Origin of the sequence: Psychrobacter sp. VH5, assembly GCF_050572635.1 — a bacterium.
Lineage (GTDB): Bacteria > Pseudomonadota > Gammaproteobacteria > Pseudomonadales > Moraxellaceae > Psychrobacter > Psychrobacter celer.
This window is the reverse complement of the sequence record NZ_CP192145.1, coordinates 609,122-633,333: the sequence shown is the minus strand read 5'-3', so window position 1 is coordinate 633,333 and position 24,212 is coordinate 609,122. Positions and strand designations below refer to the sequence as shown.

Annotated in this window: 19 protein-coding genes and 1 pseudogene; 9 read left to right on the top strand and 11 right to left on the bottom strand. The window is 48.0% G+C overall.

From position 1 onward, the window contains the following. Positions 1-64 precede the first annotated feature (64 nt). The gene (locus tag ACNFVB_RS02750) at positions 65-1,186 is read left to right on the top strand and encodes a PilT/PilU family type 4a pilus ATPase (RefSeq protein ID WP_075101772.1); all 1,122 of its coding nucleotides are present in this window, start codon (positions 65-67) and stop codon (positions 1,184-1,186) included. A gap of 153 nt (positions 1,187-1,339) precedes the next feature. On the opposite strand, the gene fur is transcribed toward ACNFVB_RS02750, so the two are convergent. Beyond that, positions 1,340-1,774: a ferric iron uptake transcriptional regulator gene (fur, locus tag ACNFVB_RS02745; protein WP_105244744.1), complete on the bottom strand. Its 435-nt coding sequence runs from the start codon at positions 1,772-1,774 to the stop codon at positions 1,340-1,342. A gap of 362 nt (positions 1,775-2,136) precedes the next feature. Between fur and ACNFVB_RS02740 the strand changes: the two genes are divergently transcribed. Further along, on the top strand, positions 2,137-2,556 hold the full coding sequence (locus ACNFVB_RS02740) for an outer membrane protein assembly factor BamE (RefSeq protein ID WP_083608584.1): 420 nt from the start codon (positions 2,137-2,139) through the stop codon (positions 2,554-2,556). A gap of 19 nt (positions 2,557-2,575) precedes the next feature. Here ACNFVB_RS02740 and ACNFVB_RS02735 read toward each other — a convergent pair whose 3' ends face one another. The 5 genes and pseudogenes from ACNFVB_RS02735 to ACNFVB_RS02715 all read right to left on the bottom strand — a co-directional run bounded on the left by ACNFVB_RS02735 (position 2,576) and on the right by ACNFVB_RS02715 (position 7,013). Further along, positions 2,576-2,908 (bottom strand): RnfH family protein, encoded by a 333-nt coding sequence (locus tag ACNFVB_RS02735; protein ID WP_430738022.1) that lies wholly within the window; start codon positions 2,906-2,908, stop codon positions 2,576-2,578. Then, positions 2,896-4,038: a hypothetical protein gene (locus ACNFVB_RS02730; protein WP_430738021.1), complete on the bottom strand. Its 1,143-nt coding sequence runs from the start codon at positions 4,036-4,038 to the stop codon at positions 2,896-2,898. Before ACNFVB_RS02730 ends, ACNFVB_RS02735 begins: the two co-directional genes overlap by 13 nt. Positions 4,039-4,348: 310 nt before the next feature. After that, a pseudogene (locus tag ACNFVB_RS02725) lies at positions 4,349-5,445 on the bottom strand (RNA-guided endonuclease InsQ/TnpB family protein). 249 nt (positions 5,446-5,694) lie between these two features. Next, the gene (locus ACNFVB_RS02720; protein ID WP_201584170.1) at positions 5,695-6,363 is read right to left on the bottom strand and encodes a c-type cytochrome; all 669 of its coding nucleotides are present in this window, start codon (positions 6,361-6,363) and stop codon (positions 5,695-5,697) included. Between the two features lie 317 nt (positions 6,364-6,680). Further along, complete coding sequence (locus tag ACNFVB_RS02715) at positions 6,681-7,013, bottom strand: c-type cytochrome (protein WP_430738020.1); 333 nt, start codon at positions 7,011-7,013, stop codon at positions 6,681-6,683. 386 nt (positions 7,014-7,399) lie between these two features. Here ACNFVB_RS02715 and yihA point away from each other — a divergent pair, with 386 nt between their 5' ends. Next, positions 7,400-8,164: a ribosome biogenesis GTP-binding protein YihA/YsxC gene (gene yihA / locus ACNFVB_RS02710; protein WP_430738019.1), complete on the top strand. Its 765-nt coding sequence runs from the start codon at positions 7,400-7,402 to the stop codon at positions 8,162-8,164. 240 nt (positions 8,165-8,404) lie between these two features. On the opposite strand, the gene ACNFVB_RS02705 is transcribed toward yihA, so the two are convergent. The 3 genes from ACNFVB_RS02705 to ACNFVB_RS02695 all read right to left on the bottom strand — a co-directional run bounded on the left by ACNFVB_RS02705 (position 8,405) and on the right by ACNFVB_RS02695 (position 11,089). Next, positions 8,405-9,145, bottom strand: coding sequence for an HAD family hydrolase (locus tag ACNFVB_RS02705; RefSeq protein ID WP_430738018.1), 741 nt, complete (start codon positions 9,143-9,145; stop codon positions 8,405-8,407). Between the two features lie 281 nt (positions 9,146-9,426). Further along, complete coding sequence (locus tag ACNFVB_RS02700; RefSeq protein ID WP_075101779.1) at positions 9,427-10,452, bottom strand: RluA family pseudouridine synthase; 1,026 nt, start codon at positions 10,450-10,452, stop codon at positions 9,427-9,429. Positions 10,453-10,828: 376 nt separating this feature from the next. Continuing rightward, positions 10,829-11,089: a hypothetical protein gene (locus ACNFVB_RS02695; protein WP_430738017.1), complete on the bottom strand. Its 261-nt coding sequence runs from the start codon at positions 11,087-11,089 to the stop codon at positions 10,829-10,831. Between the two features lie 513 nt (positions 11,090-11,602). On the opposite strand from ACNFVB_RS02695, the gene ACNFVB_RS02690 reads away from it, so the two are divergent. Continuing rightward, on the top strand, positions 11,603-15,706 hold the full coding sequence (locus tag ACNFVB_RS02690) for an Rne/Rng family ribonuclease (RefSeq protein ID WP_430738016.1): 4,104 nt from the start codon (positions 11,603-11,605) through the stop codon (positions 15,704-15,706). Between the two features lie 150 nt (positions 15,707-15,856). On the opposite strand, the gene ACNFVB_RS02685 is transcribed toward ACNFVB_RS02690, so the two are convergent. Beyond that, positions 15,857-16,783 (bottom strand): DUF808 domain-containing protein, encoded by a 927-nt coding sequence (locus tag ACNFVB_RS02685; RefSeq protein WP_430738015.1) that lies wholly within the window; start codon positions 16,781-16,783, stop codon positions 15,857-15,859. A gap of 522 nt (positions 16,784-17,305) precedes the next feature. Between ACNFVB_RS02685 and ACNFVB_RS02680 the strand changes: the two genes are divergently transcribed. The 5 genes from ACNFVB_RS02680 to ACNFVB_RS02660 all read left to right on the top strand — a co-directional run bounded on the left by ACNFVB_RS02680 (position 17,306) and on the right by ACNFVB_RS02660 (position 23,167). Continuing rightward, positions 17,306-18,157, top strand: coding sequence for a DsbC family protein (locus ACNFVB_RS02680; protein ID WP_430738014.1), 852 nt, complete (start codon positions 17,306-17,308; stop codon positions 18,155-18,157). Positions 18,158-18,429: 272 nt separating this feature from the next. Beyond that, positions 18,430-19,773 carry a homoserine dehydrogenase gene (locus tag ACNFVB_RS02675; RefSeq protein ID WP_201584188.1) on the top strand — a complete coding sequence of 448 codons (1,344 nt, stop codon included), beginning with the start codon at positions 18,430-18,432 and terminating at the stop codon, positions 19,771-19,773. Between the two features lie 90 nt (positions 19,774-19,863). Beyond that, positions 19,864-21,045: a thiolase family protein gene (locus ACNFVB_RS02670; protein ID WP_192994417.1), complete on the top strand. Its 1,182-nt coding sequence runs from the start codon at positions 19,864-19,866 to the stop codon at positions 21,043-21,045. Positions 21,046-21,449: 404 nt separating this feature from the next. Beyond that, positions 21,450-22,298, top strand: a complete 849-nt coding sequence (locus ACNFVB_RS02665) for a DUF2382 domain-containing protein (RefSeq protein ID WP_430738013.1) — start codon at positions 21,450-21,452, stop codon at positions 22,296-22,298. A 233-nt stretch (positions 22,299-22,531) separates the two neighbouring features. Next, positions 22,532-23,167 carry a YsnF/AvaK domain-containing protein gene (locus ACNFVB_RS02660; RefSeq protein ID WP_430738012.1) on the top strand — a complete coding sequence of 212 codons (636 nt, stop codon included), beginning with the start codon at positions 22,532-22,534 and terminating at the stop codon, positions 23,165-23,167. A gap of 287 nt (positions 23,168-23,454) precedes the next feature. Here the strand turns inward: ACNFVB_RS02660 and ACNFVB_RS02655 are convergent, their stop codons facing one another. Continuing rightward, positions 23,455-24,006, bottom strand: a complete 552-nt coding sequence (locus tag ACNFVB_RS02655; RefSeq protein ID WP_430738011.1) for a hypothetical protein — start codon at positions 24,004-24,006, stop codon at positions 23,455-23,457. Positions 24,007-24,212: the final 206 nt, after the last annotated feature.

Below are 24,212 nucleotides of genomic sequence, written 5' to 3'. Positions count from 1 at the left end.
GGCATCACGGATCACATAATTTTAGATATTTTTTTAGGCGATTGACATCGAAAGCGGGTACAACATGGACATTGATAAACTATTGCAGTTAATGATCAATAAAAACGGCTCTGACCTTTTTATTACTGCTGAAGTGGCACCTTCGATGAAGGTGAATGGCAAGATATTGCCTGTGGGTAAGACCCCGCTGACCCCTGCCCAAACCTTAAAACTGGTCCAAAGCGTCATGACGGCCAGTCAGCAGCAAGAGTTTGAAGAGACCAACGAGTGTCAGTTTGCCATCACTGATGAAGCAAAGCAGGCACGGTTTCGGGTCAGCGCGTTTGTACAGCGCGACATGGCTGGGATGATTTTGCGTAAAATCGAAAACAAAATCCCAACCGTCGAAGAGCTGCGCCTGCCACCTGTTCTCAAAGAGTTGGCGATGAAAAAGCGCGGCATCATCCTACTGGTCGGTGCGACAGGTACGGGTAAATCGACGACGCTTGCTGCCATGATCGGCCATCGCAACCAGAACTCGCAAGGCCATATCATTACTATCGAAGACCCGATCGAGTTTGTCCACAAGCATCGCGGCTGTATCATCACCCAGCGCGAGGTCGGTATCGACACCCACTCTTTTGAAGCAGGTTTAAAAAACACCCTGCGCCAAGCCCCTGATGTCATCTTGATTGGTGAGATTCGTAACCGCGAGGTCATGAGCTACGCGATTCAGTATGCTGAGACGGGACATTTGGTATTTGCCACGCTGCACGCCAACAACGCCAACCAAGCCATTGATCGTATCATTCATTTTTTTGAGACCAGCCGTCACAACCAGCTGTTTATGGATTTGTCGCTCAACCTGCAAGCGATCATCGCCCAGCAGCTCATCCCAACACCGGATGGCAAAGGGCGACGCGCAGCGATTGAGATTTTATTAAACTCCCAGCTCATCAGCGACTATATCCGTAAAGGCGAGATTCATGAGATTAAAGATGTGATGAAACGCTCACGAGAGAGCGGCATGCAGACCTTTGATCAGGCACTGTTTGATTTATATGAGAACGGCGAGATTACCTATAAAGAAGCGATCTTGCATGCTGACTCACCAAACGATTTGCGCCTAAAAATCAAGCTCAGCAGCAAAAACAGCGCCCACCTTTTAGACGAAGGCGCAGATGGTTTGTCGCTAGATATCACATAAGCTGGCGGTTGAATCAAGGCCATAAAAAAGCCCTCATAAAAAATCGTGAGGGCTTTTTGCTGCGTGCTAGTATTTGAGTGTTTAAACATTAAACAATCAACAAAACGGTTAAAGGTGATAAAACCTTATCAGACTTTGATAACTTAGCCGCTGTTATTTGACACTGTCCTTGCATTCTTGATCATCACAAATACCGTATAGCACCAGTGAGTGACCCGATAATTTAAAACCATGCGACTCTGCAACTTTGAGCTGCTCCTCTTCGATAGCTTCATTATGAAACTCGATAATTTTGCCGCAGTTGTCACAGACCAAGTGGTCATGATGCTCTTCTTGGGTGATCTCAAACACCGATAGATTGTTTTCAAAGTTATGACGCTCGACGATGCCCGCTTGTTCAAACTGGGTCAATACTCGATACACCGTGGCCAGCCCCACATCTTCGCCTTGGTCGATCAGCGCCTTGTACACTTCTTCGGCACTCATATGATGCAGCTCTGCATTTTCTAGCAGTTCTAAAATTTTGATACGTGGTAAGGTGACCTTCAACCCTGCTTTGCGTAAATCTTGATTGGTAAAAGAAGCCATAATATCCCTTATAACTGTGACAGTCTTAGCAAATAAAGAACCAAAAAATAGGAGGTAGATAAGCTAATAAATTACTTTATAAAGCGTGTTTTATCTAAGACATGCCAAACATGCCTTTTGCAATTCATTGATATCTCGCGTACGACCCTTGCTTATCTTTAACGCCTATATGGTCTATCATTTCGCCGAAAATATCAATGCAAGTCTATGAATTTAAAAAACAAATAACCAAATCACCTTGGTAGCGTTTGGTAAATAATGTCGTAAGTGGTAGGCAATTGCAAGTAAATGACGTATCATTTGTTCAAGATAGTCGGCCAGACACCTTAGCATTGATGGTGGCCGCACCTAACCCATTTCTTATGAGTCATCTTACCATGATAAAGACATTAACTTTTCGTCCGTTCAGCCCTGCACGCGCATTACGTAACATTATTCTAACCAGTATGCTCAGCGCTACCGTCGCGATGTCCGGCTGCTCTTTACTGAGTGTTTATAAGATTGATTTACCACAAGGCACTGCCATCACCCAAGCTCAAGCACAAAAGCTGCAAGTGGGTATGAACCAAAACCAAGTGCTATACATCCTCGGCAGTCCTGCGATTAAAGATACCCTAGAGCCAAAGCGCTGGGACTATATCTACGACTATCAAGCGGGCACTGAAGGCCAACGCCAAGGCATTGCTGATGTCAAAAATGCCAGCCAGCACCTGATTGTCTACTTTGATGATAATGGTTTGGTCAGCCGCATCGAGGGTATAGAGAGCTTGCCTGCGTCGTAACGTGAGGGCTGACAAGCCGCTAGCTTCGTGATTTGTTTTTGCGCTGAGACATCGGATCAGCGCTCAAACTACGATAGACTTCGATACGATCAAAAGGCTGCAAGCGATAGCTAAGCGGCTGTTTTTTTGCATAGACACCCACATGCCAGCGCTTTGCCATTGGGGTTGCCACCTCCGCCATCTCCTCGCACCACGCGGCCAAAGCGGCAAACTGCGTCAGCCACCCTGCTTGCGATAGCGCTTCATACAGCGTGGTATCAGGGCGCACCTGTAGTGACTTGTAGTGCTGACGCGTGGCATCCTCGGCATAGGCCAGATATACGGTGATAGCGTCGCTATTTAGCTCAGCCACTGTAGCACCCAACCCAGTAATGCCAATATCAGAGCCAGTGGTACCACCAACCGTATCGCCACGCGCCACAAGTTATAAAACCCTTCACTACCGAAATTAAGCGACTTGCGCAAATGACTGATTTTCATTTGCCAGCCAGCAAATATCGATAGGAGCAGCACCGCGATACTACTGATAATGACTAAGATACCGACCAACCAAGTGGCAGGAATCACAACGACCAGCGCCAATGCCACCACCAAAGTGATCACCAAGCTCACCACCAGCCCAAACTTATGCGCCAGCTGCTGGGTACTATAGTGTAGCAAATAACTGGCAACGAATAGCACCCCTACCCAATACAATAGCTGAGCGATAGGCGGCAATGCCATGCCACTGACAAACAAAGCCATCATCCCGACTAGCAGTTGCAGTATCCAAATCGGTAGCACCAGCTTGGTCGCACGTGGCCCAGCGGCCAGACGGCTACGAGCAGGTTTTTGGGCGTTGTGATTGTCCACACCGACGGCGGTCACTGACTGCTTGCTGGCCAAGCTTTGACCGAACCAATACAGCCCCGTACCCGCCCCCACACTGACCAGCGCCAAGGCAACCGCACGCGCCCACTCGCCTAAGCTCACCTCTGTCATGGCAAAGTCAATATTTGGCAGCCCATTGACCGCACCCAGCAGTAGCCCCGCAACCATCAGCCCCAGACCAATCGGTAACGGCGCGACACCCACTAGGCTCAGCAATACAGCGATGACCATCAGACCTGCCGCCATTGCAAAGCTCGGTAGCGCAGGCGCGCTATCAAGCGCCGTCAAAGCCGCCAAGATACCTGTACTAGCGCCCGAGATGACCAGCGCAGCGATGACAATCGACACCAGCGCCGCAAGCCAACCAAAACTGCGCCATATCGGACTGGCATCCGCCTCGCGGGTCAGCTTTTGCATACCAGCCAGTGGCGCATCGACGCTCCGATACGCCAGTGCTATCTCTGCATACACCACAGGTAGCGATACCAATACCATCGCCAGCAGCCACAATAGCCAAAAATCTATCTCACCGACTGAAGCAGGGGCAAACCAGCGAAACAACAGTAACGGCAGCAAGGCAGCAATGAAGTAAGAAGCATAACGGATCATCATAATCTAAATCCAAATGAGCTAGGGCGTGTCATCGTTTATGTCATTGACTATATAGCTAAGGTGCAAAACACTGAGTTTGCAACAACAAACCTTAAAACAACGAAGCTTTAAACAGGCAAACTTTCATGATAGTAAGCCTACAATCGATCGCAACAGGCTCATTGACGACACGCGCTTAAGTAAGGAACAATAATTTATCACGATACCACATCATGACTTTATAAAGATAAGCCCCTATGAGGGGTTTTATCTTTATAAGGTCATGATAGTGATAATATAAGGGAGTAGCAGTTTTGACTTCCTCCCCGACCTAAAGGACGGGGATTCCTACTAAAGACGGCCAAGCCCGACCACGAGAATGTTTTTCGCTCCATTAACATCTCTGTTATGGGTCGTTTTACAAGAACGACAAAACCATACTCTTATACCAAAACCTTCTCTACCTTTCGGACTGTCTTGGCGGGAGCCGCAACACGAGCAGGTTTGGGTGCTGTACGCTTCATTGACTTCGATATAGTGGCAACCTGCGTTCGCGCATTTGTAATCCAGTTGCCGCTTAATCTCAAACCAACCCGCGTCATAGACGGATTTGGCCAGTTTGGATGAAGTGAATGATGTTGATTTAATCTTTCCAACAACGATTAGGCTGTTGGCTTTAACAAGCTTTGATGTGAATTTATGGATCAGATCTTGACGGGTGTTTTTAATCTTGGCGTGAATCGCCTTAACCCGCTTTTTGTTTTTAGCACGTTGGGCGGTGGCCAGTTTTTTAGCGTATTGATGGGTCAGCTTAGTGGTTAGAACATCGCCATTACTACTGACCGCTGAATCCTTGCAGCCTAGATCGATACCGACTTGGCCCGTGCCGCACTTAGTCTTTGGAAATTCTTTAACGGTGATACAGGCATACCATCTGCCTCGTGCATCTTGTACCAGCTCACAGGTGTTGATGTTGTAGAGCGAGAGGTTATAGCTATCCCATAGGTCTATTGTGAGCTTTTGGCGGTTAGCTAAGCTAAATTGCAGGGTGCTTTTTAAAGACTTTTTACCGCTTTGGCGTGTACTGATATGCTTAATCGCGGTCTTTTTAAAAGGAATCCAGCCCAAACTTCTTCTCTTGGCTTTAGGATTATTGGTACGCCAGTTGAGTTTGGCTTTGTTAAACTGTTTACGGGATTTAGCGTGAACCTCACTAATCGCTTGCAAGGTTTGGCTGTGCAAGTTTAAATACTCGCCACTGCCTTTGGTATAAGCGGCCAAATCATAAGCTGAAAAGAATCTGCCTGTGCGCTTAAGATGTTTAAAACTTAGCTCATTAACATAATTCCAGACAAAGTTGACCGACCCAGCCAAGATATTGAGCTGAGTGGCGTGTTTGTCTTTGATGCGTAGCTTGAGCGTTTTCATGGAATAATTATGATATTAATGGGTTTGGGTATCAAGGGGTTCGCCATACTGGGCGACAATGGCTGACGCCTGATATCCACGCCCTAGAAGGACGTGGTTTTACGGCGCTGGATGATAAAAAAACCCCGAAATCGGGGTTTAATCAATAAACAATGCTTCATTATCACATAATAACAACTGGCTATCAGGAACTCATTATCAAATCAACGGACAACCGCGCTCTGTGGCCTGTGCCGTGATTGCTACAAATTAGTGAACGGCACTGATATAGTCTGATAGGATACGAATATCACGATCTGATAGCTTCGATGCTACCGTCTGCATCATACCCATCTCGCCTTCTTTGGCAGCGTCGTTGATACGTTTTTGATCATCGCTATCGATATCATCGGCGCGGCCTGCGGCGCGGAACAGTTTTAGCTGAGTTGAGATATACTCGGCATGCTGGCCACCTAAGCGCGGAAATGCTGCCCACTCGTTACCAGCGGCATCTGGACCATGACAGCCTGCACAGCCGATCACGCCGCGCGACTTATCACCACCCAAATAGAGTTTGGTGGCCTCTTGGTTGGTCGCAGGATTACCAAAACCGACACCCCAAGGAGCTTGGCTGGCATAATAACCTGCCACGTTGGCTAGGTCTTGCTGAGATAAGTTGGCGACTTGCGACTGCATGATGCCATTCTTACGATAGCCTGTTTTAAACTCGACCAACTGCTTATAGAGGTATTTTACGTTTTGGCCACCCAAGTTAGGCTGCGCAGGGACAACGCTAACACCATTAACACCGTGACAAGCAGCGCAGACGGTCTCTGCAATTTTCTTGCCTGCATCGACATCATGCTCAGGAACAATAATAGCAGCTTGTACGCTGAAACTTGCAACGCATAAGCTGGCAGCAGCGATTAACTTTTTCATTGATACAAATCCTACTAACTCGGTGTAAGCATTATTTAGAGTGATTGTACTGATAAGATACCTGATACCGACCGCCCTATAATCAGCGAGGCAAGTATATAATTTAAGGTCTTGGCCACAAGCAATCTGAAAGTACTTACTAACATCAGGGTTTATTTTCGATTATTATAGCAAGACTTTGTAGCATTTGCCTACTTAATCGTCACATCCACCAGTTTTTCTAATCGGCTTATTATGCTGCTTGCAAAAAAATAAAAGCGCTTTCGGGCAATAAAACCCAGCGCTTTAGATGGCATGACTCATTGATTTTCTACTGATTATTTGCTCATATACTCGATCAGCTGACGGTAATCATCATCACTGCAGCTGTCACAGAGTCCACCCGCTGGCATCTGCGTCATGCCACTTTTTACTGAGTTTATCAAGGTCGGCATGCTCTTTTGTTTGATGAGCTGCTGCCATTTGGCGCTGTCGCCTTTTTTGATGGCATTGAGTGCGCCACTATCGTGACAGGCTGCACATGAGTTATTATAGGTCGCTACGATATCAGCAGCAGCGCCCGTTATCATCGTGCTGCTTAAGATGAGTGCCGCCGCGCCGCTTATGAGTAAACGCTGAGCACGGTCAAAAAGTGTGGTGATTGAAAACATTGAACACCTCCTTTGGATATGACATTCGTTTAGTCTATTTTTTGATTAAACGTGTGTCGCTAACTATCTCTTAGCAAATATTGTAACAATGTATGTCATATAAATACAGATAAATATAGTTTGGCTTTGGTAACCTAATGATGACTGGTGTTACTACCATGATAGCCTGCGATATATGAGGGCCTGTGATATTTATATGATATTAATTGCCGTTATTTCAATAAGTAAGCGGACGAATAGTATAAAATAAGCAATTATCAAGTCGTCTGCCATGCCGACTGCTATAAACGTTATGTGACGCTTATGCCCTACTGTCGCCTCTCGCTGGTCTAAACGACGCAACGCCTTACCACTGTATTCAATTTTTTAAGATTAATGAGTCACTTATGAGCACCCCGTTTACCGATGCCGCCACCGACCAAGCCTTATTTAACAGCAAGTCTCGTCAAAAAATTCAACAAACCGCCTTTATGATGTCAGCGCCGACTTTTCGCCTTTGTCCTGCCGATATGGGCTTAGAGGTCGCCTTCGCAGGCCGTTCAAACGCGGGCAAATCCTCTGCCATCAACGCGCTGACCAACCAGCGCCAACTGGCACGCTCGTCCAAAACCCCTGGTCGTACGCAAATGATCAACTTTTTTAGCGTCGGTGATAGCGACAGACGACTGGTCGACTTACCAGGTTATGGCTATGCCGCTGTCCCTTTAGAGATGAAAAAAGAATGGCAGGTTGAGCTAGAAGAATATTTGGTATCGCGCTCAAGCCTTGCAGGGCTGGTGTTGATGACAGACATCCGTCATCCGCTTAAGTTTTTTGATGAGCAAATGCTGCATTGGGCCAAAGATGGAGATTTGCCCGTACACATTTTGCTTACCAAAGCGGACAAGCTAAAATACGGCGCCGCCAAAAACGCCCTGCTCAATACCCGAAAAAGACTAAAAAAACTGGGGTTAAACTGTAGCATTCAGCTGTTTTCTGCCTTGCGCAAAGAAGGGTTAGAGGAGCTGGCTGGCGTGATGGGCAAATGGTATGAGTATCAGCTCGATGGCGATAAAATCATTGAAACCAGCCTGAGTGAGTCTGCCGACGCTCAAGATGGCGAGCCGACGACATCTGTAGAAGAGAATGATGCAAAAGACGGTGCTAAATAAGCTGCGCCACGCGGATAGAGCGGCGTCCTAGGGCATGTCTTTATTTCAAAAATAGTGATAAAGATAAGATGAATGGCGGTCAAACAAGGAAAATATAGTCGATACACTCTAAAAATGTCATAGCGTTACTGGGATGCTGTTTTTAAATGTAGGTTGCGCAGCCTCTGGGAACGCAGCACGCAAGTAAAATTTATACCAGTAGCGCGTTTAAATTTATATACCAGTTGTATTTTCAACTGACTATAGCGAGTGACTTGAAGACACGCCCTCGCCACATAATAGCGCCATTAATGCTTGCGGCGTCTCAACCTGATAGGTAGGCTGCTGTGCGGCAAGCTCTGCCGCTGATGCTGTACCATAATTGACCGCAATACTACTCATACCCAGCTGCGTCGCCGTCGCGATATCATAGACGCTATCACCGACAAAAACAGCGTCGGCGATACCCTGCTGAGTAGCCTGTAATATATCAATGAGCATCTGCGGATCAGGTTTTGAGCCTGCTTCATCAGCACAGCGGGTCATCACAAAATACTGATGACTGCTCGAGGCTGCAAGCACCCGATCTAGACCTTTTCGTTTTTTGCCTGTGGCCACGGCCAGCTGTTTGCCTTGACGCTGTAGCGTTTGTAGCATGCTTTCTATCGGAGCAAACAGCGGCGTGCGGTGGCTATTGGCGATATAGTATTCAGCATAGCTTTGCTGAATGCCCTGCTTTTGTAAATCGCTGGCCTGCGGATATAAAATATCAATGCCATTCATCAGGCTAAGACCGATAATATCTTGCACAGCCTTATCTGTCGTTTGAAACCCGTGCGCCTCCCCTGCCACATGCATGGCCTCCACGATTAAACCCACCGAATCCATCAAGGTGCCGTCCCAATCAAAAATAATCAGCGTCTTATCGGCCAGATTATGCGGGTTGGATACGTGAGAGCTGGCTTCGGCAATAGCAATACTGGCAGCAGATTGTGGACTCATAAATAAACCTTGATGACTGTTAAGACTTGACGACCTTTAAAACTTGATAAGCTGACGTGTGACTTGATGGCTTTTATGAATAAAGACTATGAATAACGACGATAAATGGCAAGTGTCAATACAAAAACGTCACGGCGACTTATCAAAAATAAGCGAGCGTGACGTTTAGCGCACGTATTCGACTTTATCGTCCGTCCTTAGCGCGTCGTGTTGAACAGTCACAAGTAAGATAAATACACTGTCATCATACGCGAGAGTGGGATAACATTAATGAGACAATACTAATCAGGCAGTGTGCTCTGCTCTGGCAGCCAGTCGGCCATGTCTTCTGGCAGCGGCGCGGTGATACTCTTATAACCTGGGATATCCAAACGCCACGCGTGCAAGCACAGACGATGGACGCCTGATTTGTCGTGCACGTTATATTTATCATCGCCCAAGATAGCGTGACCGATATGCGCTAAGTGTACACGAATCTGATGGGTACGCCCAGTGAGCGGCTTGGCTTCAATCAAGCTCACAGGCTGATCGGCCAGCATAAAACGCTCATGAATGATAATGTCCGTCTGGCTGTCTTTGGCTTGCGGGTCTTGGCTATCTACCTTGACACGGCGCTCACCATTAGCAAGTGTATAGCGTAACAATGGCGCATCGATACGTTGCTCACCCATCACAGGCTGGCCTTTGGCGATACACAGATAGTGCTTTTGGATGGTTTTATCCACCAGATGCTGCTGCAAGGCTTTTAGCGTTGAGCGTTTTTTAGAGATCATCAGCAAGCCTGAGGTATCCTTGTCGATACGGTGCACCAGCTCCAGATATTTTTTGCCAGTGACTTCACGCATGGCCTCGATGACACCAAAATCCAACCCGCTACCACCATGCACCGCAATGCCCGAAGGCTTGTTTAGCACCAACATCCCCTCATCTTCATACACCACTCGTGCCAGCAAGCTATTGGCAAACTCGGTGCTGATGATGGGCTTTTCGCGCGTCGCCAGCTGAATGGGCGCGATACGCACGACGTCTTCACGCTGGACTCTATCATGCGCTTTACAGCGTTTATTATTGACACGTACTTCATCCGAGCGAATCATCTTGTAGATGTGCGATTTTGGCAGACCCTTTAGGCGATTGAGCAAAAAATTATCCAAACGCTGGTCATGCTGATGGCGCGTTACCTCTAGGTAATTGACTCTGGCAAAGTTGCTGATTTCGTCGTCAGCGCTTTGCGGGCGTGTTTTGCTATTGAAAATAGCAGGCGCTTCGTGTATCGGCGCGTCATCGGTCGTTTTTGAGTTTGTCATTTTTCGTTAGGTATTTACACAAAGATTTGCTATAGTTTAGCATGTTGAGCGCCAATTAAGCAGAAGCTGCGCAATAATCATTATTGCAAAAGATTGCCTAACGCTATTTTGCCAATCACGGCTTTATGAGTGATTGCCCAAGCGCGGTTAGCGATGCCTCTGCCAAGATGGCCGTCTCATCTGATTTTAGGGTGCATAAACTGAGTAAAGCTGTTTTTATAGACGTCGCTTCTCAGACCGCCCCATAAATTGTAAACGCGGCATGAATGCTTCTTTTTTGATAAAAGCAAGTTTCTTTACCGCATGGCTATTTGTATGATAGAACTGATAGTGATACAAAATACCATTGCGTGAATAATACTGGCAAAACGCCTATTTATTGACCATTTACCCCATAACACTGATTTACTACCCGCATAATCACGACTGTTTTTGATAACACATTATCAATGTCTTTTATGTGAGGCAGCCGAGCAAGTATGGGACGTTTTACCTTAGCATCGAGACAGATATCGATAGCCGCCTTAGTATCGGTGGTCAAACAGATGACAATAAAGACATAGACACAAACCGTGCCGATAAGCCGGTCATTTACTCTGTTTGCCAAGTACGCCCCGCCGATGACTGATGCGACCATAGCTAACAAAACGCCCAAGATATGATTGACGTAATCGCAAAAGAACGAAAAATAAAGCAAGACCCATTGTTTTACCTGATCTAACAGATGCTGCATCGCGCTATTTTTTATAATAGTATTGATGATAGCGATTATTGCTAGACTTTGAGGATGCATAGCAACAACACAGCGCCTTTTTTAGGAGCAGTATTTTTAGAGCCGTCGCTAAGGCTTGCCCACTCTGACACAGTGCGCGGTCATAATGACCCTAAAAACCACTGACCAAAAACTTACCTAAGACGCTGATGCATAGATGTTTAGAACAATCTGCGTTTGCATGGTTTGACATAGCTTGTTTGATATAGCTTGTCTGACATTGCTGGCCTCTTTAGATCACCGTAAAGCAGTCCTTAAGGCTGATTGCTTATGTTCTCCGGTCACCATATCTGCCGCCGATGTCGCCATTTGCAGCACTTGCCGGCACCTCCTAAAGTCCAAGCTTAGTCGTCATTATGCGTACTCATAGGATAAAATATGAAACGCATTTTGATCAACGCCACTCAAAACGAAGAGATTCGCGTCGCCCTTTGTAAAGGCAACCATCTATACGATTTTGATCTAGAAAACCGCACCCGCGAACAAAAAAAATCCAATATTTATAAAGGCCACGTGACCCGTGTCGAGCCATCGCTTGAAGCGGTGTTTGTCGAATACGGCTCACAGCGTCAAGGCTTTTTACCGATTCGTGAAATCTCTGCTGAGTATCTAAGCGGCAACCCACGTGATGAAAACATCAAAAAGCTCATCAAAGAAGGCGACGAGCTAATCGTTCAGGTCGAAAAAGAAGAGCGCGGTAACAAAGGCGCCGCCCTATCGACTTATGTATCACTCGCTGGCCGTTATTTGGTATTGATGCCCAACAACCCTCGTGGCGGCGGTATCTCACGCCAAATATCAGGCAAACTGCGTGAAGATATGAAGCGCATGCTAGGCAATCTTGACTTGCCAAAAGGCATGAGTGTCATCATCCGCACCGCTGGTATCGGTAAAACTCAAGAAGACTTGCAGCACGATCTCAATCACTTGCTCAACATCTGGCAAGCCATCCAAGAACAGAATAAAAAATACCCATCACCGCGCTTAGTGCATCAAGAAGCTGGTGTCGTCACCCGTGCCGTGCGTGACTATCTGCGTGACGATATCGCTGAGATTTGGATCGATAACGAAAACGCGTACGTTGAGGCGGCCAGCTTCATCGATGCTGTCATGCCAAAACAAGCCGAAAAACTACGCAAATACACCGATTATGAGCCGATGTTTTCGCGCTTTAATATCGAAAAGCAAATCGAGACAGCCTATCAGCGCGAAGTGCGCTTGCCCTCAGGTGGCTCTATCGTCATTGATCAAACCGAAGCGCTGGTCTCTATCGATATCAACTCCGCCAAGTCAACCAAAGGCTCAGATGTCGCCGAAACCGCCTACCACACCAATTTAGAAGCCGCTGATGAAATCGCTCGTCAACTGCGTCTGCGCGATATGGGCGGCTTGATTGTCATTGACTTTATTGACATGAATGACAACAAGCATCAAAAAGAAGTCGAAAAACGTCTGATTGATGCGACCAAATACGACCGCGCCCGTGTGCAGTTCGGTGATATTTCTAAATTTGGTTTGATGGAGATGAGCCGTCAGCGCTTGCGTCCCTCACTTGAAGAATCAACCGGCTATATCTGCCCGCGCTGTCATGGCAACGGTATGATTCGTGATTTGCGCTCATTGTCATTGTCAATCATGCGCCAGATCGAGCAGATCGCCCTAAAAGAGCGTCAAGGTGAAGTACAGGCCGAAGTACCGACCGATATCGCGGCATTTTTGTTAAATGAAAAACGTGACAGCTTGGTTTATCTGGAGCAAGACAGCGGCACGCGTATTACTATTTTGCCGCACGCGCATTTAGAATCGCCGAACTTCAAATTGCACTTCAATCGCGATGGCTTTGCGCCATCCAGCTACGAGCGTATCACTGATACTCAGCAGCAAGAGCATAGCGATTTGGGCTACGATGTCGATTGGCAAACGGCCGAAAATGAGCGCCCAGAACAGCAGCCAACGCGTCAGCCGCGCCAGAACAGCGACAAAAGCGCAGCACAGAAAAACAAAGGCCGCGCCCAGACACCGTCAAACGCTCCTGCGCAAACACAAAACAACAGCGCACAACAAACCGAACGCCATCAAAAAGACCGTCATCAAAACGATCGTCGTCAAAACAACAGCACCAACACCGCGGCCGCGACACGCGCGCCGCACGCGGATAAGCCTCAACCAGCAGCCACGCCATCAGCGAGTGTGACCACCGCCCAGCCGCAAGCCGTTGCTTGGCTATCCAACCTGTTTGCTCAGGCACCGCAAGCATCAACCACGCCTACCGTGAGCAGCCGTGATGCTGCCGAGGCAATCGAAGCCTTGGTCAACACTGGCGCACAAAGCTTAGGCGCTTTTGGTCAAATCGATAACAGCGCGCTTAGTGCCGAAAGCCGTACCGCGAGCACCGAGCAAAACTCGCAAGCCCCTGAGCAGCACACCGATGGCAAATCAGACAGCGCCAACCGCCAGCAAGCGCGTCGCAGCTCAGACAATAAAAACGAAGAGAGCAACGACGACAGAAGAAGACGCAAATCACGTAAGTCTCGCTCTGCTAAGCCGCGTCAACGCAAAGAGCAAAATAGCGAGAGTAACCAAAACGTAAGCGCTGAGACCCAAAGCAGCTCAGATGCCGCCGAAAGCGCAAACGAGCAGCCAAATAAACGTCAGCAAGACAATAGACGTAGCAGTGAGCGCAGTCGCAACAATCGTCAAGACAACGGCCGCGATACTGGTGAGCGTAAGGCAGCAGACGAGCAGCCGCTCAATAAACGCAAATCGCACAGCCAACGCGGCTCACGCGGCAAGCTAGAACGCGGTGAGACGCTTACCTCTGATAGCGTCAAGCAGTCCTCTGGCAAAAACGGCGAAGCACACACCAGCAAACAAGCCGCGAGCACGCGCCGTAACCAAGACCCAAACGAGGTCATACTGCAGGTCAACGAAGCCCCAGCGATGCTAAAATCGCCAGAAGTGGTGCACCTATCCTTAGATGATAGCAAGCCGGCCTCTGCCAAACGCTCATCTGCTGACAAGCCCCATTCAACAAATGACAGTACAGCAAACGACACTGCGAGCAAAAAAGACGCTGGTCAAGCAACTACGGCCAAAGGTAATGCGCAAAAAGCGCCTGCCGATAAGCAGTCAGCAAATCGCCAAAGCGTCGAGAAATCTGGTAAAAACGGCACTACGGCACAGGCAGATACCAGCGGTGATAAAGCAGCGCACAGCAAACCAGTAACCGCTAACGAGCAGGCAACTGCTAAACAGCCGACCGCCGATGAGCCGTCAGCTGCGAATAGCCCTGCTACGCGTCCAGCTTCAGCGCCGGCTGATCGCGCTACTGCCACCAAGTCGCAGGACACCGCGGCAAACACAGATGACCGTGATACCGGCAATGCAAATAGCAGCGCTGCAAAAAAGACGCACGCCACTGCCAAAGGCACACAGAGCATGAGTGCCGAAAGCAGCCCTACTGCAGATAAAGCCGATGCGGACGTTAGCGCAGCACCCTTGCTCACGCATGATGCCTTGTTTGCCGACCGTTACGTCACCGCTCAGAAGTTTGGACAGGCCAGTAACGACCCACGTGTCGTGCGTCGTCAGCAGGCACAGTCCCAGTCCACTGTGCAGCCAGCGGTAGAATCGGCAACACCTGTACCAACGGTGCGCGGTAGCGTTGGTGACTTTGTGCGTCAAGCACTCACCGATGCCGAAAGCCGTCTAAAAAATGACGGTGTGATCCGCTGCTTTATCGCGGCTATCGAAGCGCACTCAGAGCAAGCAAAATCTGCTGACAGCGCGCAAGCACAGCAACCAGTTGCTGACGTTCAAGCTCGAGGCTTTGACTTTAGCAACTATGGCTACCAGCCATTGGCGGCAGACTATCTGGCGCACTTTGAGGCGATGACTCAGGCCGTTAGTCAATTTGCTACCAACCAAGGCAAAACAGCAGTCGCGCCGCGAGCGATCGGCAAACGCGCTAGCAATGACCCCCGTGGTCAACATCCTGATTATCAGGCAGACGAGGTGGACGCTCATGATATCGATGCGACTGCTCTAGCCAATCAAGCACAGGCAGACGATGTCAGCACTGAAAGTGAGCAGCTGCTAAAAGCCGATAAAAACGTGGTGCCTGCTACTAGTCCATCAGCTGACCATGTTGACAATGCCGATACTCGCACAAAGACGGCTGAGTCTGACAGCGAAGTCGCCCAGCAAAGCGATACATCTGAGTCAGAGGCGCCGTCTAAAGACGCAGACAAAGGCGCAGAAAAGGAAGACAGCCAAGCGGCCAAGTCCAAAACCACGATCGCCAGTTATAAAAACATGATTGAAAATGTGGCCGAGCAGTTATTGCCACAGACTGGCATGTTTAACTTGACCACGCCAAAGGTTCCTAAGGCGCGCAGTCGTAAGCCAAAGACTGAGCACAAAAAGCCGACACAAGCTGAAAAGACAGACGCTGAGGATGCCGATAAGCAAGCAGACAGTTAATCACCGTCGCTTGTACTATTAGACCGCTTGTATTATTAGACACAGTACAAGCATAGATACTCAAAAGCCCCGATAGTTCACTATCGGGGCTTTTATTTTTCTTCACTTTGCTGAGTAATGCGTTATCTGTTTAGTACTTTTCATGCAAGCTTAGTGCGTCGCTGACTTTGTATCGTCGTCGCGCATTTTGCCAATGATAGTAAAAATCCCAACGATAATAGCACCGATAATAAAACCAATGACTCCATTTAAAATAGCGGTGGTCACGCTCTCAAAGATACCCGTCAAATGGGCGATGTCCTCGACACCGTGATGCAAAAAGCCAATGCCATGTACCAAAATACCACCACCGACCAAAAACATCGCTAAAGTACCGGCGATAGAGAGAAACTTCATCAGTTTTGGCGCGGCGGCAAACATCACTTTTCCAAGTTTTTGTTTAAACGTACTTTCTTGCTCCATCAGATGTAGGCCTGCATCATCTATTTTGACAATACCTGCCACCAAACCATAAATACCGATGGTGATACCAATTGCCAAAATGGACAATACCAGACTACGCTCCAATAACGTGGCGCTCGCTGTCGACCCTAGGGCAATGACGATAATCTCAGCCGATAAAATAAAATCGGTCCGTATCGCCCCTTTGATTTTGTCTTTTTCAAAGGCGACTAAGTCTACGGTTTCATCGGCATTGGCCTGCCGGCGAGCGTTTTGCTCTTCATCATGCGGCAAAGCATGCGGCCAAAATCGATGAATGACTTTTTCTGCACCTTCATAAACCAAAAACAACCCGCCACACATCAATAAAAATGTCACTAAAGGCGGGTAAATAGCACTAATAATAAGTGCCGCTGGGACTAATATTAGCTTATTGACAAAAGAGCCTTTGGCGACCGCCCACACCACTGGTAACTCGCGGTTGGCTTTGACCCCTGTGACTTGCTCTGCGTTTAGCGCCAAATCATCGCCCAGCACCCCCGCGGTTTTTTTGGCTGCGACTTTGGTCATGACGGAGACGTCATCCAATATCACACTGATATCATCGAGTAGGGTTAATAAACTGGCACCTGCCATGTGGGCTCCTTAGCGCAATCATTGAAATAAATACTATTAAAGGGACATATATAAAGAATTCATATAATTTTTTAGCAAAAACAATGCCATTAGCAGTAGACTATCTGATCGAACATCACAATCAGACATCATAACCAGATGTTGTGGCTCAGCACGGTAGCTAAACATTGATAGTAACTAGCCAAGCTTTGATATTACATAGTACAAGTGTATCTTGTTTTTTGAATTTAGGTGTATAAACGTTATGTTTTTCAACACCGCGATGACGTCATCTTAGATATCATCAGCCCTAAATAAATATGTTAAGATAAGCGGCATTATCAAGTGGGGACGTTTCTCGTTTGAGAGAAAAACCCCTTTATATTGAACCTTTTAACTTTCATTGATAAGCGCTATATCCACGATCACAGTCTGGCATGATGGCGGCAGTTTTCTCACGTTGCCCCATACTGCACGCAATAGCGTTTATTTGTTTTATGCCGACGCATTTATGATTAGGCGCAATGCCTACAGGAAACTTATATGTCATCCTCCATCACCCAAAAAGCCCACGCTGTCATTGGATTTCGCAAAACCCGCCTATCACGCTTTATGATGGGGGCGTTATTGGTCGCCATTGCTGCTGGCTGCTCAAACAATGCCGCCGATGCCACCAGCAACACCGGTGTGGTCAATAGCACTCAGGCAAATACCAAGGCGGCAACGGCAGAGAGTGATGCAGCGGTGGTCAGCGCGTTGCAAGAAAACCTCAAAGCCTCGGGGATTGAGGAGACTATCCTCTCAGCCGTACCAACAGATATGGACGGTATCTATTGGGCGACTGCTGAAGGGCTGCCGTCTTTTTTTACGGATAAGTCGGGCAAGCACATCATTCAAGGTCAGATAATCGCGGTCGGTGACGGCGCGCCGGTCGATATCAGCGCCGCATTGGTAGCCAATACCGCCCAAAAAGCATTGCAAGCGGTCGATAAAGACGAGCTAATTATTTACCCAGCCAAGGGTGAGACCAAAGCGGTGGTCTACTCGTTTACCGATGCCGACTGCCCTTATTGCACCAAGCTGCATGAAGAGATGGCTGATATCAATGCGCGCGGTATCGAAGTGCGTTATTTGGCGTGGCCTCGTAGCCAAGCATCGGTACCCAAAATGGAGGCAATATGGTGCAGCCAAGATCGCCATGCCGCTATGAATCAAGCAAAAATGGGTGCCAACGTGCAAGCGCCTAGTTGCGAAAACCCAGTCGCAGCGCATATGGCACTAGGCGCAAGATTGGGCGTGCGCGGTACGCCAGCTATCTTTACGGAGTCTGGACAGCAAATCGGTGGCTATCTGCCGGCTGAGCAGCTGGCACAAACAGCGATTGACGCCAGCTAACACGCTGCTGTCATATCGTTGACTTTGGCGACAGTCAGTTTGGGTAGACGTCACAACTGCATGTCGGTATGATACGATGAAGTGTCATAAAACATCAGTAACACAACCGTAGTGTAAACATCAATGTGAGTCTTTTTTATTCAACGATAATGACGCCTTGATAACCCTATCACAAACGACATTTGCGCCTACCGTATGCTCGATACGACCAGCGCATTTATCTGATAGCAGTGTTATGCTGGGCGTCTTATATTTAACCTCTTGAGGATACTGTGAGTCATTCCATCAAACTAGCGATACTTGGTCTAGGCACCGTCGGAACGGGCGTGATCAATCTAATCAATGACAATTTAGATGAGCTAAAACGCCGCAGCGGCCAAGACATTACCATTACCGAAGTGGGTACGCGCCGTCATCGTGATGATATTGATCCCAATATTATGCAAAGCAGTGACTTGATGGCAATTGCGGCAAGCGACAATGTCGACATCGTGATCGAGGTGATCGGCGGCACCACACTCGCCCGCGAAGTCATCATGCATGCCATCAAAAACGGTAAGCATGTGGTCACCGCAAACAAAGCCTTACTCGCCGAACACGGCAATGAGATCTTTGCTTTTGCAGAAGAGCACCATGTCCATGTGGCATACGAGGCAGCAGTCGCAGGCGGTATTCCAATCATCAAGGTGATGCGTGAAGCCTTGGCGGCCAATAAAGTAGAGTGGCTGGCCGGCATCATCAACGGCACGGGCAACTTTATCATGACAGAAATGCGTGATAAGGGTCGTCCGTTTGCTGATGTACTGAGCGAAGCCCAAGCATTAGGATATGCCGAAGCCGACCCAACCTTCGATGTCGAGGGTATCGATGCGGCGCATAAGTTGGCCTTATTGGCCTCTATCGCCTTTGGTATCCCGCTACAGTTTGATAAGGTATATTGCGAAGGCATCACAGGTATCACCTTACAAGACGTCAACTACGCCGAAGAGCTGGGCTATCGTATCAAGCATTTAGGTTTTGCGGTGCGCCGTGATGGCACAGGCGACGATGCTGCGACTGGTATCGAGCTGCGTGTCCATCCGACCCTCATCCCGCAAGACGCTCTTTTGGCCAATGTCAATGGCGTAAAAAACGCAGTCTTGGTCAATTCACACCCACTCGGGCAGACCTTGTACTGCGGTGATGGTGCCGGTGCAGGCGCGACCGCGTCGGCGGTGATGGCAGATGTCATGGACTTGGTACGTGTGTTAGGTAGCAAGGATGCCGACGATACAAGCAACAACGGTCACCATGTGCCGCACCTAGCGTTTATCCCTGAACAATTATCTGACACACCGATCCTACGCGCCGAGCAGATGACCACGGGTTACTACTTGCGCGTCCATGCTTATGATAGTCCAGGAGTGCTGGCCGATATCACGCGTATCCTCAGCGATGCAGGTATCAATATCGATGCGATTTTGCAGAAACCGGCGCACAAGGTTGGTCAGGTGCCTGTCATTATCTTGACGCTGCCTGTGGTTGAGCGCCGCATGAATCTGGCCATCGAAAAAATCGAAAAACTAGACACAATTACTGATAAAGTAGTACGCATTCGCCTAGATGAGCTAGCATAAACAACAGCAAGATGGATAGCTGCTAGCCTGTCAGCGTTTGGCCAAAAAGTGCCACACGTTCATTTAAATACGTAAAAAGGAATAATAACGATGTCAAATGATGCAATTGTGATTTTAAACGGTGCCCGTACTCCTATGGGCGGTTTTCAAGGCTCGCTAAAAGATGTGAGCGCAACCGAGCTTGGCGGGGCGGCGATTAAAGCCGCTGTCGAGCGCTCAGGTGTCGATGTCGACAGTATTGATGAAGTCATTATGGGCTGTATTTTGACAGCAGGCTTAGGTCAGGGTCCTGCCCGCCAAGCGATGCGCAACGCCGGCTTGTCTGATGCGACGGGCGCGGTCACTATCAATAAACTGTGCGGCTCAGGCCTAAAAGCAGTCATGCAGGCTCACGATGGCATCAAAGCGGGCAGCTTTAAGGTCGCAGTCGCAGGTGGTATGGAGTCGATGACCAACGCTCCTTATATCATGCCAGGCTCGCGCGCAGGCTACCGTATGGGGCACAAAGAAGTCAAAGACCATATGTTTTTAGATGGTTTAGAAGACGCAGAAACGGGCAAGCTGATGGGTATGTTTGCTCAAGAAATGGCTGACGAAAAAGGTTATACACGCGAGCAAATGGACGAGTTTGCCATCGAATCGCTCAATCGTGCGCTGACAGCAATCAAAGACGATCACTTCAAAGACGAGATCGAACCCGTTACTTTTAAAACCCGCAAAGGCGAGCAAACGGTCGATACCGATGAGCAGCCAGGTCTGGCCAACGCCGAGCGCATCCCTGCCCTGCGTCCAGCGTTTGCCAAAGACGGTACCATCACCGCCGCAAACGCCAGCTCAATCTCAGACGGTGCAGCAGCTGTCGTGTTGATGAAAGAATCACAAGCCAAAGAAGAAGGTCGTGACTATCAAGCACGTATCATCGCTACCGCATCTAACTCTCGTCATCCAAGCGAGTTTACCATTGCACCAATTGGCGCAATCGAAAAAGTCCTTGCTAATGCTGGCTGGTCGATCGCTGACGTCGATCTTTGGGAGATCAATGAAGCCTTTGCTATGGTCACGATGGCGGCGATGGATGAGCTAAACATTGACCATGCCAAAGTCAACGTCGAAGGCGGCGCTTGTGCTCTTGGTCATCCAGTTGGATGCTCTGGAGCGCGTATCTTGGTCACTTTGATCAATTCACTTAAGCGTACAGGCGGCAAAAAAGGCGTGGCGACCTTATGTATCGGTGGCGGCGAAGCCGTGGCGGTAGCCATCGAGCTTGCTTAATCAGCAACTGCCTGATTAATAAGGTACCTATTTAGATTAGTATAAGCCTTAATAGCAGTCAGGCTGCTTATTCTTTAATATATCAAGCTCTTAAATGTATCAAAACCGCACGGCGATATGCTATGCGGTTTTTTTATGTCTGTCATTTCCCAAAATAGCCAAATTATTGCACCGTGTAAAAACGCGTTAACTTGTACCCCTTACTCTGTTATGCCACTTACAGCCTATTACACGTCATTACCTCAAGCGCACACTTTGCTACCTTGCTTATATACCTCATCTAAAATCAGGGTGTTACGATAATTACAAGTTGAGGCAGCAACTACCAAGGTAACATTCAATGACTTAACCAAACGCTGTCATTTTAATAATCAATAATAAACTCATAAAAAAGGAAGACAATAATGAGCCAGCTAATCCGTTTAAAAGACATCCAAGCCACACACCGCGACCTAATCGGTGATGACTACTACGACCCAACGGGCAAGACTGCCTATGGTGTCAATGAAGAAAAAATCGGTAAAATCGAAGGTGCATTGGTAGAGGACACCACAGGCCGTATTCGTTATTTGATCGTAGATGTAGGCGGCTGGTTTAGCTCAAAAGAAGTCCTTGTCCCAGCAGGTCTGGCACGTATCGTCGGTGATGATGTATTCTTCGACAGCTTAACAGAAGCGCAAGTCGAAGCGATGGAAGTATACGACCATGATTATCAGTACAGCTATAAAGAGCAGTATGAAAAAGACCGCCAAGCCTTTGTCGCAGACAGCGTACCAGAAGCTGAGCGTATGGAGATTGCTGATCATGCTTATGAGGCGCCAAACACCCTAGAGCTACTAGAAGAGCGTCTAACCGTCAATAAAGATCGTATCGTAGCAGGTCTGGTCAAAGTCGGTAAACATGTGGTCACAGAAGAGCGCAACGTCGATGTCGAGCTAGAAGAAGAGCATGCCAACATCCAGCGTACCAATGTCGATCGCCCAACCGATCGCCGCATCGGAGATATCGATGGTAATGAAACTATCGAAGTCGAGCTAGAAGTAGAGCGTGCACGCGTGGGCAAAGACACTTATGTGGCAGAAGAAGTCAACGTCGGTAAGACAACTGAGCGCCATACGGAGACGATCGTCGAAACCATCCAGCGCGAAGAGCTCGACATCGACCGTGATGGTAATGTGGTAGACCGTGAAGGCAACATCGTCAATCGTGACGACATCACTGCCGAAGACGTACGCCGTGCTCGCGGTATGTAATCCACAACAGCCTTATACTGGCCTACTCCCTGATTGGTTATAATAATATGATAAGTACACCAACCATAGTCGCCACTTACAGCTAAGTACGGCTGCACTATGAGATAGGAGGCAGCGTCACTTAGCAAATAAAGGCCAGAGCATGTCTCTGGCCTTTTTTTCTGGCTTTCACAAGTAGCATATCGATCTTGCGCCATGACATTGATAGTATTTCACCATATAAGGATATCAAAATGACCATTGACCCTAATGCCGTCACCGACTCCAACCGCGACCCATCAAAAGACAATGGCATCTCTACATCAGCCACTCCTCTTCATAAAGACACCACGCAGGTGGCCGAAGATACAGATCCAGCAGCTGACCGGCACCCCTCATCACAAGAGGTTGGTCATTTAGAGCTGCTAGAAGAGCGCCCTGTAGTCAATAAAGAGCGTCTTGATGTCGGCAAAGTCACAGTGACCAAACACCGTCGCACCAAGACCATCGATGTGCCGATAGAGCTGGTAGAAGAGTATCTTACCATTCGTACTGAATACCACGATGCCGAAAGCCAAGACTTACTATCAGGTCAGTACGATGATAAAGATATTTTGCGTCACGTCGAGCCTGCGCTAGATAGCAAAGCGGTGGTGACGGTCAATGGCCAACAGATTGAGATCGATGAAGCACCGCTTGAGATCGTTTTGTCTCGTCAAGTTGCTACCATTACCAAGGAGACATTTGCCATTCAAGAAGTTGATGTCAACAAAACCACACATACCCATACCGATAGTATTCAGGTGACTTTGAAGCATGAAGAGCTTGATGTCACTGAAGAAGGGTTTTTGGCTCATGAGCATCATGCCACTGATGATAAAGCCAATTGAAAATAAAACCGATATGCGCATTTTAATGTGCATTAACTATAGCAGCTTTATCAGAAGCCCACGATAAGCAAGCTGACGACGTAAAGACGATACAAGGCAATACGGCAAAAAAAAGCAACGCTGTGTTAGCGTTGCTTTTTGCGTAAATTATCGAATCAATGCTTAGTAGTAAAATCTAAATATAACCATATAAGGGTATCAGCTGTTGTCTAGCTGCAGTCTCGCTCTTACTGCTGGTTAGCTGTTTAGTTGGTTAGCTATCTAATGATAAAATCACGACAGCATGGTTAGGCAGCTGACCCATCGGCGCTAGGCTCGGCTGATTTTTTACACTCATAAGTGCTGACATTATCGGCATCGGCACCAGCGGTACGCATGATACCTGTCTCACGCTCTGTATGCGCCACACGCCACTGTACAAACCCTACGCCACCATCGATGGCGGTATCGAGATTGAAAACTTCTGGGTTGCTCGCATCATTGGTTTTGGTCAAAGTCGCAGTGCCATTGGCAGTTTCGATGACCACTTGATTATCAGCGTCTTTATAAGTTGCCTTTACCTCTAGTGCTGGCGAGCATGAGTAGGTCATCTGAGTGACGCCGCTATTGACCATCGCGACCGTATCATCTGCCACCTCATCAGCTGGCGCGTCCATTACCACATCATTTGGCTCGGCAGGCTCAGCAGACATCGGTACAGATTGCTCTTCGCTGATGCTTTCTTCTAGGCTAGGCTCAGTTTCTTGCTGTTTTTGGCAAGCGCTGACAGTCATAATGCCAGCCAATAAGCCCGTTAAAACGACAGAGGTTCGAAATTGTTTTAATAATTCTACGTTCATCACACTCTCCAAAACAAATATGTTAAATACTATAGCGTGTCCCTAAATGCACGCCTATGTACAATTTGTAAACAATCCATACAAAAACAGTGAGCATTTACCTGCTTCTAAAGGCTGTCTGCAAGCCAAAAAAGACACTTAACGTCTTTCTTGGTGTTCCTAACCCTTTTTATAAAAAAGCCCCTATCTGTGCAAGATAAGGGCCT